Here is a 16,561-nt window from a genome sequence, read left to right on the forward strand (position 1 = left end):
TTGGGCTAAAGCCCAATAAATCAACAACAGTTGCTTGAACATTAAGGCTTAAGAGGAAACAAAATGACTGATTTTCACCTTCCAGTACGTTTAAGACGGTTACGCAGCAGCCCTGCTGTTAGAGCTTTAATACAGGAAACTCGATTAGATCCGCAACAATTTATTGCGCCCTTATTTATTTCAGAAACAATTTCTAATAAACAAGAAATTAAAAGCATGCCGGGACAATTTCAATTAAGTCTCAATGACTTACCTACTGAAATAAATCAACTTACTGAATTGGGCATTAGAGCCGTTTTACTTTTTGGCATTCCTAGCCACAAAGATGCGATTGGCAGTGCTTCACTTTACTCTGACGGTATCATTCAACAAGCCGTACGTGTCATTCGTGAAGTCAATAAAGATATTTTAATTATTACTGATGTTTGTTTTTGCGAATACACTGACCATGGTCATTGCGGTGCTTTACAGGGACAGAGTTTAGATAACGATAAAACCTTGGAATTATTGGCTCAACAGGCAGTAAGCCATGCCGCTGCTGGTGCTGATTGGGTTGCACCCAGCAGTATGACAGATGGAATGGTTGCTGCCATTCGTCAAGCCTTGGATAAAGCAGGTCATCAAAATACAGCCATTTTAAGTTACGCGGTTAAATACAGTTCTAGTTTCTACGGCCCTTTCCGTGAAGCTGCCCAAGGCGCCCCTCAATTTGGTGATCGCAAAAGCTATCAAATGAATCCTGCCAACTCAAACGAAGCACTGAGAGAAGCTGCCCTGGATTTAGAAGAAGGCGCGGATTTACTCATGGTAAAACCAGCCATGATCTACCTTGATATCATCTACAAAATTAAACAACATTTTCCTGAAATACCTTTATGTGCCTACCAAGTCAGTGGTGAATATTCCATGATAAAAAACGCGGCTATTCAAGGTTTAATCAATGAAGAGCAAGCAATGGTTGAGAGCCTTTTGGCCATTAAACGTGCTGGTGCGGATCTTATTATTTCTTATTTTGCGAAGGACCTTGCAAAATTATTGAAGGGACGGCAATAGCCGGCGAATCCTGAGAATAGCTCACAATTGGAGCGCTATTAATTATAGAGTCTTTAAACGACATCAAAAACTATCTTAGAAATAGTAGCCCTAATGGTATTCTTCATATTGCCTAACAATTACATTAACAGAAGTAGCTATTCAGCTAATTAAACAAATAAGTCTTCAATAGTTTCCTGCATCTCCTTCTGACTAGGCTTGGCAGAACGAAAAATTTCCCATAAGGGATGGTGTAGCTACTTGCAAAAAAAAACCACGCATCAGCGTGGTTTTTTAATCACCCCCAATTTATTTGGTTGGGGCAATCATAGGAGCTGGTTGGTCAAGAACCCACACAGCTTGTACACCCACTAAATCGGCATGCGCATTAATGCTTGCATCAACATTATAAGTGCTAGTCGCCCCCACAGCATTAGTGCGGTTAATTCTGTAATGACCTGCAGAGAATAAATGAGTATAACCTAAATCGAAACCAATATTAGGTTGCAATTGATAATGCGCACCAACTGAAGCAGCCCAACGGTTAGTATCAGGGATACGGACATCTCTAAACTCATTTCTGGTCGGAGTTTCATCCCAACCACCACCTACTCTCAGCATTAATGTATCAGTCAGCTGATAATTAGCACCTAAAGCAAAACGCCAAACGTTCCGATAGTTTTCAGTCGTTGCAGAATTGACCAAAGTCTGAGCTAATTGAGGCGCGTAAGCAGCAACTCGTTGTAACTCCAGTGTCTTTAGCGAATTCCAACCGGTATAAACAGCAGAACCTAAAATGGCAAGTCTACTATTAATATCTTTGTAAATACTTAAGGTAGTTACATCGGGGAATATAACGTTGTTACTCGTTAGAGTATCACTCCAGAAGATTGCCTCACCATCAGCTGCTAATACTGCAGACGGTGTAAGAGTAGGTCCTAAGCTCGCTAAGCGACCTTGTAAACGGCTAAATCCGTTGAACCGATGTCTCATTTGAGATTGGTAGTTTAAACCAATACGAGTATGATCGTGTTGGAACAGCAACATACCACCTGCATGAAATCCCACACCATACGAATGCCCTTTATTGTAACTTAATGAATCCAGGAAGTAGGGTAAATTAAATTGCAAAAGTGAAGTAGGCGCACCAAGCACGCTATGGAATCTTACTCTAGCGTACTGGAGATCGATACCCAAACCTAAGGCAAAATGATCAGTCAATCGACCACCTATCTCAGGTGAGAGGTTAGCGGTAACTAGGTTACTTGTGGTCGCTGCATAACGTACAGGTCCTACACGATCCCACTGAGTGGCTAAACCAAAGGGCGCGACAAAACTCAAACCAAAGGCCATATTTTGACCAAACGGTAAAGCATAATGAAATGATGGGATATAACCCATTTTACCACCGCTTAGGTTTGAAAATGTTTGCGTATAACTTGGCAACCCTAAGGTTGAAAAAGTACTTGCACCAGATAGTTTTGCTGAAACAAACGCAGTTACTTCACCAGTCACCACCTCTTGCCGGTGAAGCAAAGAAAGACCCGCTGGGTTATACCAACCTGTTGACGCATCGGCAGCTTCCGCAGCAAGACCTGCTCCGTAATTACCAATTGCAGCCGGGCTACTTTCTGTGTACAGGGAAAAACTTCCTGCATTAGCGACACTATTTGCCATCATCGCTAAAACGGCTGCGCTAGCGATAGTTCTTATGGGTCTCTGCATGCTCTTCACTCCAGACTCCTTACCATTAAAAAATGCATCCCAGAATATTGCAAAAAAACAAACAGTGATAATAAATGAATTGGATAGCTTTTCAACTGATTATTAAAAAAAAATTGCTAATAAAATCATTGCAAACTCATATAAAATCCAACATGAAAACATTTAGATCATGATGGTCATTTAATACCGTTTTATTTTGGGATACTTGCTTGTAATTACTTTCTAGTCCGTGGTAATGTGTTCTTTTTTTGCTCGAGCTTTATCATGCAACAAGTTGTAACTAAATTCGGGGGAACTAGCGTCTCTTCGCTGCAAACCTGGGAAAATATTGCTGCGATTACGCAACAACATATTGCTAGTGGCGTACAACCTATTATTGTCTGTTCCGCACTCACTCAAGCTTCAAATAAACTAGAAAAAGCAATCGAGGCAGCACTTCTTAATCAACATCAAAATATAGAAGAAGAAATTACCCAAGGTTATCTGGATCTCGCTGAAGCCTTAAACGTTTCGGCAGAACTAATTAGTGTCGATTTAAATCAATTAAAGCAATGGCTCACCGGTATCGCTCTCTTAAAAGAAGCGCCTGCTAAAACTCGCGCACAAATTCTCAGTCTCGGCGAATTAATGATGACCCGCTTGGGACACGCTTTTATAGCCAATAAAGGAATTCACTGTCTATGGTTTGATGTACGCGAAGCCTTAGTTTCTACGCCGATTCCTGGTGGAGATACCGTGAACTATTTGGCTGCACGCTGTAATCCTGAGGCAAACCCTGCACTTAGGAAAAAATTGCTTGCCAGCGGTGCGCAAGTCATCATCACCCAGGGTTTTTTCGCAGCAAATCCACATGGCGATACCGTATTGCTAGGCCGAGGAGGCTCAGATACCTCAGCAGGTCTACTCGCCGCCTTGTTACAAGCCAGTGCTTGCGAAATTTGGACTGATGTCCCAGGAATTTATACCGCAAACCCCCATCAGTTACCCAATGCGCGTCTTCTGAAACAGCTAAATTACGATGAAGCCCAGGAAATTGCCACCATGGGTGCAAAAGTTTTACATCCTAATTGCATACCGCCGGTACGTAAGGCCGGAATTCCCATGGTCGTTAAATTCACTCGCCTGCCAGAACATTCTGGGACACGCATTTCAAAAGAGAGTGACGACAAAGCGCCTCCTATTAAATCCATCCAAGTCAAAAACAGTATTCTTTTGATTTCGATCGATACACTTAACATGTGGCAGCAAGTGGGTTTTCTAGCAGATATCTTCGCCGCGTTTAAATTGCATGGGTTTTCAGTTGACCTGCTCTCTTCCTCCGAATTTAACGTGACGCTCTCCTTGGATAGTAGTGCAAAACTTCGCGATCGTGCTTCCCTTGAAGCTTTATTAGCCGATCTAAATCGCTTCGGCCGGGCAAAACTCATTGAACCTTGTAGCGCTGTGAGCTTAGTAGGCCATCATATTCGCACGGTTCTGCCACAATTAGGTCCGACGCTTGAAGTGTTTGATGCTCAGCAAATTTATCTTATGTCTTTAGCCTCCAATGACTTGAACCTAACCTTTGTAGTGGACGAGGGGCAAGCCGACAAATTATGCCAAAAACTGCATGCGTTATTGATTGAAAATAATCCGCAGAGCTTTTATTACTCTAAAAGCTGGCAAGAAGAATTTGGCAATAACGGAGCAAAATCTAAGCCTTGGTGGGAAAATGAACAGAAGCGCTTGCTGGATCTGGCCAACACAAACTCGCCCTGCTATGTTTATCATCGCCAAACCCTAGCGACTAAAGCGCAGGAATTACTCGACTTAAAATCAGTCGACTCCTTATTTTATGCCATTAAAGCCAACCCCCATCCTGCCATTTTGCAAACTTTAGATGAAAAAGGGATTGGCTTTGAATGCGTTTCTATCGAAGAGCTACAGCATGTGATAACCCTGTTTCCAAATATCGATAAACAGCGAATCCTTTTCACACCTAATTTTGCGGCCAAAGACGAATATGCTTTTGCGCTCACTTTAGGCTGCTATGTGACGATTGATAATTTATATCCACTGGAAAATTGGCCTGAGCTCTTTAAAAACCAACGCATTTTACTGCGTATTGATCCAGGTAGCGGCGCTGGTCATCATAAATATGTCTGTACTGGTGGTAATGAATCAAAATTTGGTATACCACGCAGCGATATACCTCAACTTAGAGAGTTAGTAAAACAAAACCAAATTAAAGTCATTGGGTTACATGCACATTCCGGCTCCGGTATCTTAACGCCTGAGCTTTGGCAACAGACGGCAGCTATGCTGAGCTCCCTACTTCCTCATTTTCCTGAGGTGAGCATCATTAATTTAGGCGGCGGCTTAGGTATCGTTGAAAAACCCGGCCAGCAAGCACTCGATTTAGCAGCCTTGGATGCCTCGCTGATGGCTGTCAAATCTAGTTTTGCCCATCTGTCCTTTTGGTTGGAACCAGGTCGTTTCTTTGTCGCTGAAAGCGGTGTTATTCTCGCTAAAGTGACTCAATGCAAAGAAAAAGGTAAAACACATTTTATAGGTATCGAAACAGGCATGAATACCTTGCTGCGCCCTGCTCTTTACGGCGCTTACCATGAAATTGTCAATTTAAGCCGACTACACGATGAGAAAATAGGTTTTGCCCACATCGTGGGCCCCATTTGTGAATCTGGAGATACTTTAGGCTACGATCGACTGATGCCTAAAACGCTGGAAAGAGATATTCTATTAATAGCGAATACCGGAGCTTACGGACATTGCATGAGTTCAAACTATAATCTCAGAGCTCCTGCACAAGAAATAGTAATGGATTAATTAATTTATGCTCAAGGACAGCCAACAACGCGCACAAGCCACGGATCCTCGTCGCTCGTTTATCGTGCAAGCGCCAGCAGGATCGGGAAAAACTGAGATTTTGACGCAACGTTATTTGCGGCTATTAGGGACGGTGAATGCGCCTGAACAAATTGTGGCGCTCACTTTTACTCGCAAAGCAGCCAGTGAAATGCGTGAACGCATTTTATTAGCCTTACAAAAAGTGGCTAAAGGAGCTAAAGCCAGCTCGCCACATCAGGAACAAACTTATCGTTATGCCGCCGAAGCGCTTGCGCGTTCGGAAAAGCTTGGCTGGCAATTATTGGATTATCCTGGGCGCTTACGCATCATTACTATCGATTCTTTGTGCCAAACAATTTGTCATGCAATTCCTTTAGCCGAAAAACAAATCCCTTTCGCCGAAATCAGCGACAATCTTGACGTCCATTATAGGGCTGCTGCTAAAGCTTGCCTTGCGCATGCTGTTGCTGATGAAAACCTTCATATGCCCTTAAAACATTTGTTGGCGCATTTAGATAATCGTCAAGATCGACTACTAGAGCTATTCAGCGAATTACTTGCCACCCGCGACCAATGGCTAGGCTCACTCTACTCAGCACGCGAACAAAATAAAGCTAATTATGAACAAATGCTCGCTTTTATTGAGCAACATGAGTTAACGCGCTTTCAACAAACGATTCCTTTGGAATTAGCTAGCGAATTGTGCTCACTCGCCAATCAGATGGCCTCTGTGGAATCCAATCCCGAGAATTCTCGTTATTGTTTACGTGATTGGGTCCGTTTTGATCAAATCAATCGCAAAATTGCCGCAGGGTTAGCTGCTCTACTGCTCACTTCGGAAGATAAATTAAGAAAGGGCTTTGACCATCATGTTGGGCTAAAACGAGGAGCTTGCGAAGATGTTTTGTACAATAAACTGAAGTCAAACTCTAAAACACTGTTGCTCAAACTCGAGGAGACTCAGGGATTTCTTGATGCCTTAATCAAAATTAAAAATTTACCCTCCCCGCATTACAATCCCGAGCAATGGCAGGTTCTACAAGCTTTATTCATTTTACTTCCCTTATTAGTAGGCCATTTGCATTTAATTTTTTCTGAACAGAATGAAGTCGATTTTAGCGCGATTTCTCAACAAGCATTGCTAGCTTTAGGGGATGAGGAGCAACCCACTGACTTAGCCCTTTATCTCGATAATACGATTCAGCATTTGCTCATTGATGAATTTCAAGACACTTCAATTCAACAATTTCAATTGCTAGGTAAACTAGTACAGGGTTGGCAGCCTGATGATGGGCGCACGTTATTTGTTGTGGGCGATCCCATGCAATCGATTTACCGTTTCCGGCAAGCAGAGGTAGGTCTTTTCTTAAAAGCGAAACAAACTGGAATTGGCCCCATTCATTTAGAGAGTTTAGAGTTATGCTGCAATTTTCGCTCAACCGCCACCATAGTCGATTGGGTTAATCAGCAATTTAAAACCATTTTTCCCCAATATGACGATATTGAATCAGGAGCGATTTCTTTTCATCACTCAGTACATGTCCAAGTTGGGAGCAATAATAGCCACATTCAAGCCTGGCAATTTCCTAATCGCCGCCAAGAAGCTCAAGCGCTAGTCGCATTCATTGCCGAAGAATTAAAAACTTATCCCGACGATAAAATCGCTATTTTAGTGCGTTCCCGCAGCCAATTAAGAGAAATCGTTCATTTATTGCGTGCAGAAAACATTGCATTTCAAGGCGTTGAAATTGAGCTTTTAGCAAAACTTCCGCATTTGCGTGATCTCTGGTCCTTAGCCCAAGCCCTATTATTCCCTGCAAATCGCCTAGCCTGGCTTGCTTTATTGCGCAGTCCTTTCGGCGGTTTTTCGCTTGCCGACCTTCATTCGCTTGCTAATTTTGATCGCAAAAAATCGATTTATTACGCTTTATCGCAGCCACAATGCTTAACTCAACTCACAGAAGAGGGCCGTATTCGTGCGCAATTTATTTATGCAGTCATGCATGATGCGCTTGCTTGCCGCCATCAACAAAGCTTAGTGGATTGGATAGCACAAACGCTTAAAAATTTACATGGTGATAAAATCCTTGATGGCTTACAACTGGAAGATTTAGAACAATTCTGGTTATTACTCGAACGCTCTACCCCAGCAGGTCAACTCCCCGATTTTGACTATTTTAAAATTGAATTTGATAAACTTTATTCACAGCGCGTTAATCCTTCTCGCTTACAAGTGATGACCATTCATAAATCGAAGGGCTTAGAATTCGACAGTGTTATTTTGCCTGGCCTAAGCGCCAAATCGCAGACTAGTGATCAACCTCTGCTGCGTTGGTTGAAATTACCCAGTCAACAAAGGGAGGAGCTGCTACTCGTGTCCCCTATAAAAGCAGCTCACCAAGAACAATGTTTACTCTATAATTATCTCTGTAAATTAGATGCTGAAAAAGATCATTATGAGCTACAACGCTTATTTTATGTTGCCGCAACCCGAGCTAAAAAACGTCTTTTTCTTTTTGATAATAATGAAAAAGAAAGCAAAGGCAGCTTCCGCAGTTTTTTAAAAAATCAAGAATTTTTAACACAAAATGAAGAAGAACTAGAAAATGAAGCTGAGCAATCTTTTTCTACAATCTATCGCTTACCCATCGATTTTTACCTACATCCTCCCCCAACTCCCGATTTTCAACCCCAAAATTCAATGCCAGTTATTTCTCATGGTATTGCAAGACAGCTTGGGATTGTTGCCCACGAATTACTACAATGGATTTGCAACCATCACCCCTCTGACATTGAGGAATTACCCTGGGAAATGGTTGTCAAACAATTTAAAAGTTTAGGGTTTACTCAAGTGGAGCAGGAAGAAGCCTTTAACGAACTTCGCCGCCAAATCACTCATTTGTTCAGCGATCCCACTGGTCAATGGCTTAGTAAAGCGCAGCAAGAAGAACGCAACGAATATGAATTGCTGGTCAACGAACAAGGCTTGGTAAGCACAAAAATTATTGATCGCACATTTATAGACAATGGCATCCGCTGGATTATTGATTTTAAAACTGGCAATGAAAGCGATATAACACAAAGGCAACATCATCAACAACTCACCCATTACGCGCAATTGTTAGCTAGCTATTCAACGGAACCTATCCATTGCGGTCTTTACTATTTATCCACTGGTCATTGGGTTAGCTGGAAGTATGAAACGAAATTAGAAAAGATGGTTTAGCAAAAAATTGTTTTTAATTTTATTACTGTATTTCCGGGAAAATTTATGCTAATTTATTGCCCCATTTAACTATTAAAAAAACAAAATGATCAATGAATTAATTAAAGACCTGCATAATAATCTCGTTGGTATTCCGTATCTATTAAATGAGGGAAAATTTGTAGAAGCTGAAAAAGAATTAGCTGTAGCGGCAAAAAATTTACAGGAGCTTATGGACTACAGTTTGTTCCTACCAGCTTATGAAGAAAAAGCACAAAGCTTTCTCGAAAATTTTGTAGAGTTATCCATGAGAATGGCTTTCTTATCAACCGACCGTTTAATTGGTGCTTATGATGAAGCGGTTGCTTGCAATGATACAATTAAAGCAGCTAATCTGCTGCAACAAATAAAAAATAAGCTAACCTTTATGCGGGAAGCTTATGCAGATGCTTTAAAAGATGGCCGAGGTCAAACTGCTGCATTTATCGATTTTAGTACAGACTTTCCCCGTCTTCTTGCCTGCTTAAAAAAATCTGAAGAGAAAGCTGTAGTTCAACATATGTGTAACAATTTTGAAAACGCAATGAATTTCCAATATGGACAGCATCAGTTTTTCTCCCTAACCAGATCTTCTGAAGAGTTTCAAGCAAATTTAATCCCAATGAGATCCGACTCTGAATTTGAACCATGAGAAGTAAATAGGTAATAAATTCTTTTTAGGAGTTATTTGTAAATTAATTTACAAGTTTGATATATTTTTGTACAATATAGCCACACAAATAATTCCGGCAAAAAAAGATTGTGAAAGAACGACGAACAGTAGATTTGATTGAAGTTATAAAAGCTGAGCAAGAATTTGCTGATGAAACCCAATGTTTTGATACAGCAAAGATGTTATTAAAATTAGTCGTACCGGAGATAGACAAACCTTCTGATAAATTGAGAATTGGATACTCGCAGTTAGTGCCTAAAAATAATCAGGATATTGCGAGTGATCAAACTTATTACCAGCTTTTAAACCTTAATGAAAATGACCCTCATTTTCATAGTCTCTTTGGCAATAAAATATTTACTCAACTATTTGAACCCTCAACGGAAGCTTTGCAGCAGCTTTACAACTTTAAGATAAAAATAAAATGTAGCGACCCTTTAATGAAAAGAGATCAGCGATGTATTCAACTTCATGATTTTATTATTGAAAAAGTATCAGATGGAAAAACAACTTACTGGCGTCTCTATCAATCCTGGCTGATGATTTATAGCTTGCATGAATGGCTAGGTATAAGCGAGGGGATATTTAATAGACCAGAATTTCAAAAGAACCAAACGGTTGTAATGAATACTAAGTTATTTAATTTGTATGGCCAGGGGCAAGCGATAACTGATCTTGAACAAGTAAAATCGGTTATCAAAGAACTCATGACTGCATGTTTGAATTTTGACTATGCTCGAATCCATCGCAAAATGATTTTAAGTGATCCTGATCATCAATACAAAACACATTTTGCTTCAGTCGCTATGTATGATATTACCGAAAACGCTTTAGCCTTTACAGCTAAGGAGCCTACTCAATCCCCTCCGGTAAAAACAGAGGTTGCAGAACACGACGATAAGTCAGCTCTAGAGTATTTAAGGAGCCTATAATACTATGTTAATGGTTCCTAAAACACTGTGACGGCTAATGTTCTACTTTATTATCGCCCTACCTTTTTTATTTGTTATCTTAAAACTTCTACTAACCAATATACTGGTTCCCCATTTCAAGAGAAAAGAGCAAAAAAGACAATTAAGTCAGAGGGCTGATTGGCCAAACATAGAAAAAAAGATAGATATTTTGGAGGCAGTTTATAAAAAAGTTCATGCGAAATCTTCTTCGATAAGGTATCGATTATTGCATTTGATTCAAAATAAAGAGTTTATTTATGGAGAAATCGATTTTTTGTCGTTTTATACCATTCTTGAACGAAGCTCTCCTTCCACGCAAGATATCTTTTATGATTTAGGTTCTGGGTCAGGAAAAGCAGTATTGAGCGCCCTATTATTTTTTAATGTTAACAAATCCATTGGTATTGAGTTGTTACCTCCCCTGTATGAACAATCGAATGCACAGCTAAAAAAAGCAATTCAACGATTTCAACAACCTAATGCTGAGAAAGAATACCTAACTCAAATGGAGCGCATTCAGTTTATCAAGGACAGTTTTTTGCATTACGATTTTAGTGATGCCGATATCCTTTACGTGGCAGCCACTTGTCTTAGTGAGGTTACCTGGAATGAATTAATTTCAAAGATGGTCCATCTAAAACCAGGGAGCCGAATTATTATAACCACGAGAACTATCGATCACGAACAATTTGAGCCCATTTATCAGGGCGTAGAGTTAATGAGTTGGGGACTGTGTTCAATTAGAATATATAAAATCAAACACTAAACCGTTTGACTGAATACAACCCATAAGAAATATAACTAAGAATGAGTACCCCATAAACCAAGCTCATTCCCGGCACAGCGAAATTAGCGCCGCGCATAAAAAAGAATAGCACCAAAGTAGGCGTTGCAGCTACGGCCAATAGACGGCATGATGCTTTGAATGAGAGTTTACGATTGAAAAAAATATCAGAGTATAGCTGCACCAATGCGGACAGTAGAAGTAAAGTAACTGCAAAAACACTAAAATAAAATAGAGTGACGCTGGGAAAGACAAGGATTTGCATCAGTGTATTTAACCTGGAAATCCCAGTGGAATGAACCCACTCTGCGCCAGAGAGTAATCCGTTAAGCCCTTTGTCAAAAGTACGTGTATAAATGGGGTTGCCGACGTTGTCTTTAGCCAAACCAAGAAACTGTTTATAACTGGGCGGTCTTAAAATCATTTTGTTTTTGGTAATTAAAACGCTAAGTTGAGGATATGCCTGATTCATTTCAAACAGTTTTCCTGTCGTGTCGATTATTGAAACCACTTCTCCCTTGTTGTTTTTTATTAAATAAGGCATTGGTTGTTTATCAATGATCTCGCCATTTTGTATGGTCAGTAGAGGAAGCGACTGCAGGGGAAATAGAACTTCCTCCTTAAAAAAATGATGAAATGCTATCATCACCCGCCCAGATAAAGGAATGGCCCCCAAAATAATTAGGAATAAAAGGTATCCTAGCCCCAATCCCTGCCAACGCTTCACCACTTCAGCATACAACACGGAGGAATAGAACGAAGCGTAAAGGGCTTTACAGTATTGTGATAGAGTAGAAAACCAACGATGAAATCGATAGTACATTGTTACCTCTCTTTTTAATTAAAAAAAGCGCTCCTTTGTCAATTAATTGCTTTTCCTCAATCTTTGGTCCCTCTCGCCTATTTGATAATGAGTTATAAAATTCAATTCCTTTTTTAAAAAACATAAGGAATAAATTTATAAGGAACCTCTTGGCAATACCGCTTCCAATCCTCCCCATATTTAATCGACATACGCTTAGAATCTCTATAATAACGATGAATAAGGATTGCAGTGAAAAATAGGGGGTAAAAATAAGGTAGAATACCTGAAAATCCACAGCACAATCCCCAGGTAAATGCCATAATGATATCGGCAGTATAATGAATTTTTCTTGCGTATCTATACCAACCATCAGTTAGCAAAGTACTGCCACAGGCTGTTTGCAAATGTCGTGGATTATGAAGCGTACCCCAAGGTAATTGAGGAAAGGTGTAACGTTTTACATAGGTTCCTCTAAGTTGCATGCGAAAGCGATTTTTTTGGCTGTTTGCTGTATCCCAAATGTAGTAAGCGGTAAATAGCACCACAAAAAGAAGAATCGTAAAAGCAAAAGGATATTGGGGATTATTTCTTAAAATATAAAAGGCATTAAAACAGTAGATAAACGGTACACCCACACCATTCCAGAATACAATCATCCATCCGCATTTTTCCGAAAGGATATCCCAGGTAGTTGGAACGCATTCCTCGCCCTTCATACAAGCATTGGTATAAAGAAAATGGGCAACTACAATGAAAATCATAGGCCAGGAAACGAAGCCATAAAGCTGATATTGTTTTGCAGCAGCAGATAAGGTGATGAAAAACAGTAGCATCCAAGATCGGATATCAAAAAAAAGTTTCAAATCAACAATACCAATATGCGGATTAAGCATGGTACCCATAAAAAAATCATAAATCGGGTTTCCTGATATTTGACTTTGCTTATCTAAGAGCAAGGGTAGTAGATACAATAGGAGACAAAAAACATCACTAACAATGACAGCAGCAGTAAGAAGATGCCCAAGATTATCAGCAAATTCTGTCAATCTAAATAAGCCGGTTAACTGTAATAGCGCGATTATAATAAGGGATGCGTACCAACTAGCGGCACTATTGCAGAGATATTTGTACTGGATATTACCCTCGGACTGCACGGGTAATCCCTTCACCCACAGGCCGGGCATACACCATGCGAAAAATAATTGGATAGAAAAAAAACCGATATAAACCACAAAAGCATAGGGTGTAGGTGCTGCACCATCGACGAGATGTTGCCACATACGACTAAAGAATAAGGAGGTATCCGCTAATGAAGATGGATACAGCAACCCCCCTTGGTAATAGGTCATTGAAATCCACAAATAATAAACGAGTAAGTGCGCAAAAATAATAATGAACAAGACTCCTAACGGTCCGCCAAACTCGTACTCTTTTTTATGGTTAGTAGCTGCCTCTAAAAATATATCCCTTGCCATCGCTATCTTCCTATAAGAGGTGTAAACCGGAATTTTAGTATTGTCCAGTGTGTGTCTAATTTACTAGTATCGCTCTCTCTTGTCAGTACAATATTTTTTACAGCTTCTAAAAACAATATTTGGTATCTGTGTTAATTCATCTTGAGGAAGAAAAAAATCTAAATGCACTGCTCAAGTTCAACGTCCTTTTCTTCTGAAAAGAGAAGCTACACGCCGGTGAAATGATGTTTTTTTGAACATAAAGGTTGAATCGCAATCAAAAAAACGAGATAATTAAAAATCGATTTATCCAGAGTATAGCTATGCAAGAAAAAACCCCCCTTTCCTCAACCAGCTCAACCGCCAGACAATTTCGAGCAAAGAAAGCAACATCATTAGTCGAGTATGGTTATACTCAGAGCCAAAGCATGCAGTTAACACGCTGGTATAAGAAAGAAATTTTTTTATCTTACCATAACCAATTGCAACCCCATCTATCCCCAGAAGTAATTTTTAAAATTGCGATGCTCCGTGGGGGCCAAAAGCGTTTAGATTTCCTTGTAGAACAACAGAAATCGCAAGATCTCTCAGATATTTTAAGCATAGAAAATCTAGCAACAATTCTGAGCCACTCCGAGGGCTTGGTGAATTTTGAAAAGGTGAATTTACGAAATCCGCAAATTAAAAACCATAGATTAACTGCCGAACATTTAATAAAGTTTTTAACTTTTAGACAAGGATCCACCTATTTACTTGAATTTCTTGAGCTTGATTTGGGCCATCCTGCCTTTACTGCGCTTGACTTATCAGTTGATACCCTTGTCACAATTTTGGTCAGTGATGGAGGAAAAGAGAAGTTAGCTTCTCTTTTGGCACTTGATCTTGATTCAGAGAGGATCAAGGCATGGCTTCCTAAAAAACAATATTTTTTATCGGTGTTAAATCGTCCTCAGGGAGAAAAAAATCTAAACGCCCTGCTCGATTTTGACTTCCAGTCACCAAAGGTTCTGGCTTGGGGTGGATTATCAGCTAATGAGGCTATAAAACTTGCTAGTCACATCTATGGCTATAAAAATTTAAAGATCTTTTTGCAATATGAACCCTCCGATTTCAAGGATTTTCAGTTAGATAAAACTCAATTAATCAACCTGATTAGTCATCATTATGGCTATTTAAATGCTGAAACCCTTTTAAAGTTTGATCTTCATCAACGAGTGATGCAAGAGTTAAAACTAAGCCCCACTGACCTAGTAAACGTTGCCAGCCATCTCGGCGGAGCGCGTAACCTAACCTGTCTCGCAAATCTTAGTAAGGACTACCTTGATTCGTTAGGAGTAGAGCGTCAAATGGTTGTAGACTTACTGAACTGTAACCATGGTTATAAAAAAATAAATAACTTTTTAGCAGAATTAGCGGCCCAGAAGAGCAGTGAGCAAAAAACGTCTGGGCAAAATAAATTTCTGCTGAGTCCTGAGGAAAAGCATCAATTAAGTAGGCATAATGGTGGAGAAAAGATTTGCAAATACATTGAAAATATCTCTACTGATGATGAACGACTTAAAGAATTAGATCTAAATTTGACTGATTTATTTGAGGTTGCTAAATGTAGTGGGGGTATTAGTAATTTAAATGCCCTCTTCACAGTGAAGAAGGAAGAACTTGAGCAATGGGGTATTGAAAAAGAAGCCCTCAAACAGATAATCGGTCATATAGGTGGCGCAAAATGTTTGGAAAGTTTACGTCGCGCTTACAGCACGGGGTTTATAGCTAACTCTGTCTTTGAAATGAATCAGGTGATACGAATTTTATCACGCCCAGGAAGCTCTACCACGTTTAACTTCGTGGTTGAGAAAGCAGCCGCTTTAAAACTGCAAAAATCCGATACAAATCGCATCATCGCCCTCATTGCCAAGCATTCTCGAAAAGTGCGCGAGTACCTAGATCGTTGCATCACTAGTCAAGAAAGCTTTGCTAATTGGGACAAGCAACACGCTTCCGAAATGACCCCAAAGCAAGAGACTCCGTTTACTCGCCAAGCAAGTATAAAGCGCCGCGCAGAAAACGAAGGGCAGTCTGCGAGGTCTAAAAAACGACAAAAAAGAACTGAGCAAGATTCTTTGCCAACAACGATTGACTGTTCCACCGAGAAGAGCTCAGAAGAAGCGTCGATTAACCCTGAGTTAACCACAGCGCCTTCTGATGCTCAAGCTCCATCACCGAATAATGACAACAGCATAACTATGGCTGATCTATCTGATGAGGATTTAACCGGGATTGACTTAGAAGAAGCGATTATTCCCCCTGAATTAACCGCAGCGCCTACTTATTCTCAAATTCTACCACCGAATGGCAGCATAACGATGACTGATCAACCTGGTGAGGATTTAACCGAGAGTCGCTTAGAAGAAGCGATTATTCCCCTTGAGTTAACCACAGGGCCTTCTTATTCTCAAACTCCACCACCGAATGGCAGCAACATAACGATGACTGATCAACCTGATGAGGATTTCAATGTGTTCATTGAGTCAGTTATGAACAACAATTGGACACTCGCAGATATTCCAGAGCTTAATCCCCAAAGCGAAAGCTTTGTTGATTTACTTATTACTAACGATTGGGTTCCTCCTCCCTATCCGAATACATTTTTTAAAGCAGCTCCTCAACCTCCTTCTTCTGCAAAATCAGGGGAGAGCGAAACTGAGTTACATGAATTTGACATGGAAGGATTTGAAGCCCCATATACAAGATAAAAAATCTAGACCATTCTGCAGGATGGTCTATTTTTGGAATTTTTTGCTTCCTGCTGAATTTGAACGCGAGTATGAATCAGCTTAGTGATCTCATCAGTAATTGCAAAAGCTTAATTATCTAATTGCCGAGGGAAAAACTTTTGATTTTCTATTAGATAGACAAGTAGGGGCATGACCTCTCTTTCCACTCCAGCCAAAAAATCTTTTATATTCTCACAATCTTGTTTGACAATACTGCTAACTATTATGATTGACTAGTATTTGACCATAAAGAGCAAGCAATTGGTTTTTTAC

Annotated in this window: 10 protein-coding genes; 7 read left to right on the forward strand and 3 right to left on the reverse strand. The window is 40.1% G+C overall.

The window, feature by feature from the left end:
• The first annotated feature begins 63 nt into the window (after nt 1-63).
• Nucleotides 64-1,053, forward strand: coding sequence for a porphobilinogen synthase (gene hemB, locus Lnau_RS03035; RefSeq protein WP_058503683.1), 990 nt, complete (start codon nt 64-66; stop codon nt 1,051-1,053).
• A gap of 288 nt (nt 1,054-1,341) precedes the next feature.
• Here hemB and Lnau_RS03040 read toward each other — a convergent pair whose 3' ends face one another.
• Complete coding sequence (locus Lnau_RS03040; protein WP_058503684.1) at nt 1,342-2,766, reverse strand: OmpP1/FadL family transporter; 1,425 nt, start codon at nt 2,764-2,766, stop codon at nt 1,342-1,344.
• Between the two features lie 255 nt (nt 2,767-3,021).
• Here Lnau_RS03040 and Lnau_RS03045 point away from each other — a divergent pair, with 255 nt between their 5' ends.
• The 5 genes from Lnau_RS03045 to Lnau_RS03065 all read left to right on the forward strand — a co-directional run bounded on the left by Lnau_RS03045 (nt 3,022) and on the right by Lnau_RS03065 (nt 11,240).
• Entirely contained in the window at nt 3,022-5,583 is a 2,562-nt protein-coding gene (locus Lnau_RS03045) for a bifunctional aspartate kinase/diaminopimelate decarboxylase (protein WP_058503685.1), read from the forward strand.
• 7 nt (nt 5,584-5,590) lie between these two features.
• Nucleotides 5,591-8,830 (forward strand): UvrD-helicase domain-containing protein, encoded by a 3,240-nt coding sequence (locus Lnau_RS03050; RefSeq protein ID WP_058503686.1) that lies wholly within the window; start codon nt 5,591-5,593, stop codon nt 8,828-8,830.
• Between the two features lie 85 nt (nt 8,831-8,915).
• Entirely contained in the window at nt 8,916-9,500 is a 585-nt protein-coding gene (locus tag Lnau_RS03055) for a hypothetical protein (RefSeq protein WP_058503687.1), read from the forward strand.
• Between the two features lie 110 nt (nt 9,501-9,610).
• Nucleotides 9,611-10,453 (forward strand): hypothetical protein, encoded by an 843-nt coding sequence (locus Lnau_RS03060; protein WP_058503688.1) that lies wholly within the window; start codon nt 9,611-9,613, stop codon nt 10,451-10,453.
• A 37-nt stretch (nt 10,454-10,490) separates the two neighbouring features.
• Nucleotides 10,491-11,240 (forward strand): class I SAM-dependent methyltransferase, encoded by a 750-nt coding sequence (locus Lnau_RS03065; protein WP_058503689.1) that lies wholly within the window; start codon nt 10,491-10,493, stop codon nt 11,238-11,240.
• On the opposite strand, the gene Lnau_RS03070 is transcribed toward Lnau_RS03065, so the two are convergent.
• Nucleotides 11,230-12,081, reverse strand: a complete 852-nt coding sequence (locus Lnau_RS03070; RefSeq protein ID WP_058503690.1) for a DUF1189 family protein — start codon at nt 12,079-12,081, stop codon at nt 11,230-11,232. The two genes, Lnau_RS03065 and Lnau_RS03070, sit on opposite strands and share 11 nt — an antisense overlap.
• Nucleotides 12,082-12,194: 113 nt before the next feature.
• The gene (locus Lnau_RS03075) at nt 12,195-13,538 is read right to left on the reverse strand and encodes a phosphatidylethanolamine N-methyltransferase family domain-containing protein (RefSeq protein WP_058503691.1); all 1,344 of its coding nucleotides are present in this window, start codon (nt 13,536-13,538) and stop codon (nt 12,195-12,197) included.
• A 302-nt stretch (nt 13,539-13,840) separates the two neighbouring features.
• Here Lnau_RS03075 and Lnau_RS03080 point away from each other — a divergent pair, with 302 nt between their 5' ends.
• Nucleotides 13,841-16,267: a hypothetical protein gene (locus Lnau_RS03080; RefSeq protein WP_058503692.1), complete on the forward strand. Its 2,427-nt coding sequence runs from the start codon at nt 13,841-13,843 to the stop codon at nt 16,265-16,267.
• The last annotated feature ends 294 nt before the right edge of the window (nt 16,268-16,561 follow it).

The organism is Legionella nautarum, from assembly GCF_001467895.1.
In the GTDB taxonomy this organism is placed as follows: domain Bacteria; phylum Pseudomonadota; class Gammaproteobacteria; order Legionellales; family Legionellaceae; genus Tatlockia; species Tatlockia nautarum.

Excerpts from the sequence above, each read along its gene's own strand:
- Lnau_RS03055 (WP_058503687.1), top strand. The coding sequence starts at position 8,916 with ATGATCAATGAATTAATTAAAGACCTGCATAATAATCTCGTTGGTATT.
- Lnau_RS03080 (WP_058503692.1), top strand. The coding sequence starts at position 13,841 with ATGCAAGAAAAAACCCCCCTTTCCTCAACCAGCTCAACCGCCAGACAA.
- Lnau_RS03045 (WP_058503685.1), top strand. The coding sequence starts at position 3,022 with ATGCAACAAGTTGTAACTAAATTCGGGGGAACTAGCGTCTCTTCGCTG.
- Lnau_RS03065 (WP_058503689.1), top strand. The coding sequence starts at position 10,491 with ATGTTCTACTTTATTATCGCCCTACCTTTTTTATTTGTTATCTTAAAA.
- Lnau_RS03050 (WP_058503686.1), top strand. The coding sequence starts at position 5,591 with ATGCTCAAGGACAGCCAACAACGCGCACAAGCCACGGATCCTCGTCGC.
- Lnau_RS03075 (WP_058503691.1), bottom strand. The coding sequence starts at position 13,538 with ATGGCAAGGGATATATTTTTAGAGGCAGCTACTAACCATAAAAAAGAG.
- Lnau_RS03070 (WP_058503690.1), bottom strand. The coding sequence starts at position 12,081 with ATGTACTATCGATTTCATCGTTGGTTTTCTACTCTATCACAATACTGT.
- hemB (WP_058503683.1), top strand. The coding sequence starts at position 64 with ATGACTGATTTTCACCTTCCAGTACGTTTAAGACGGTTACGCAGCAGC.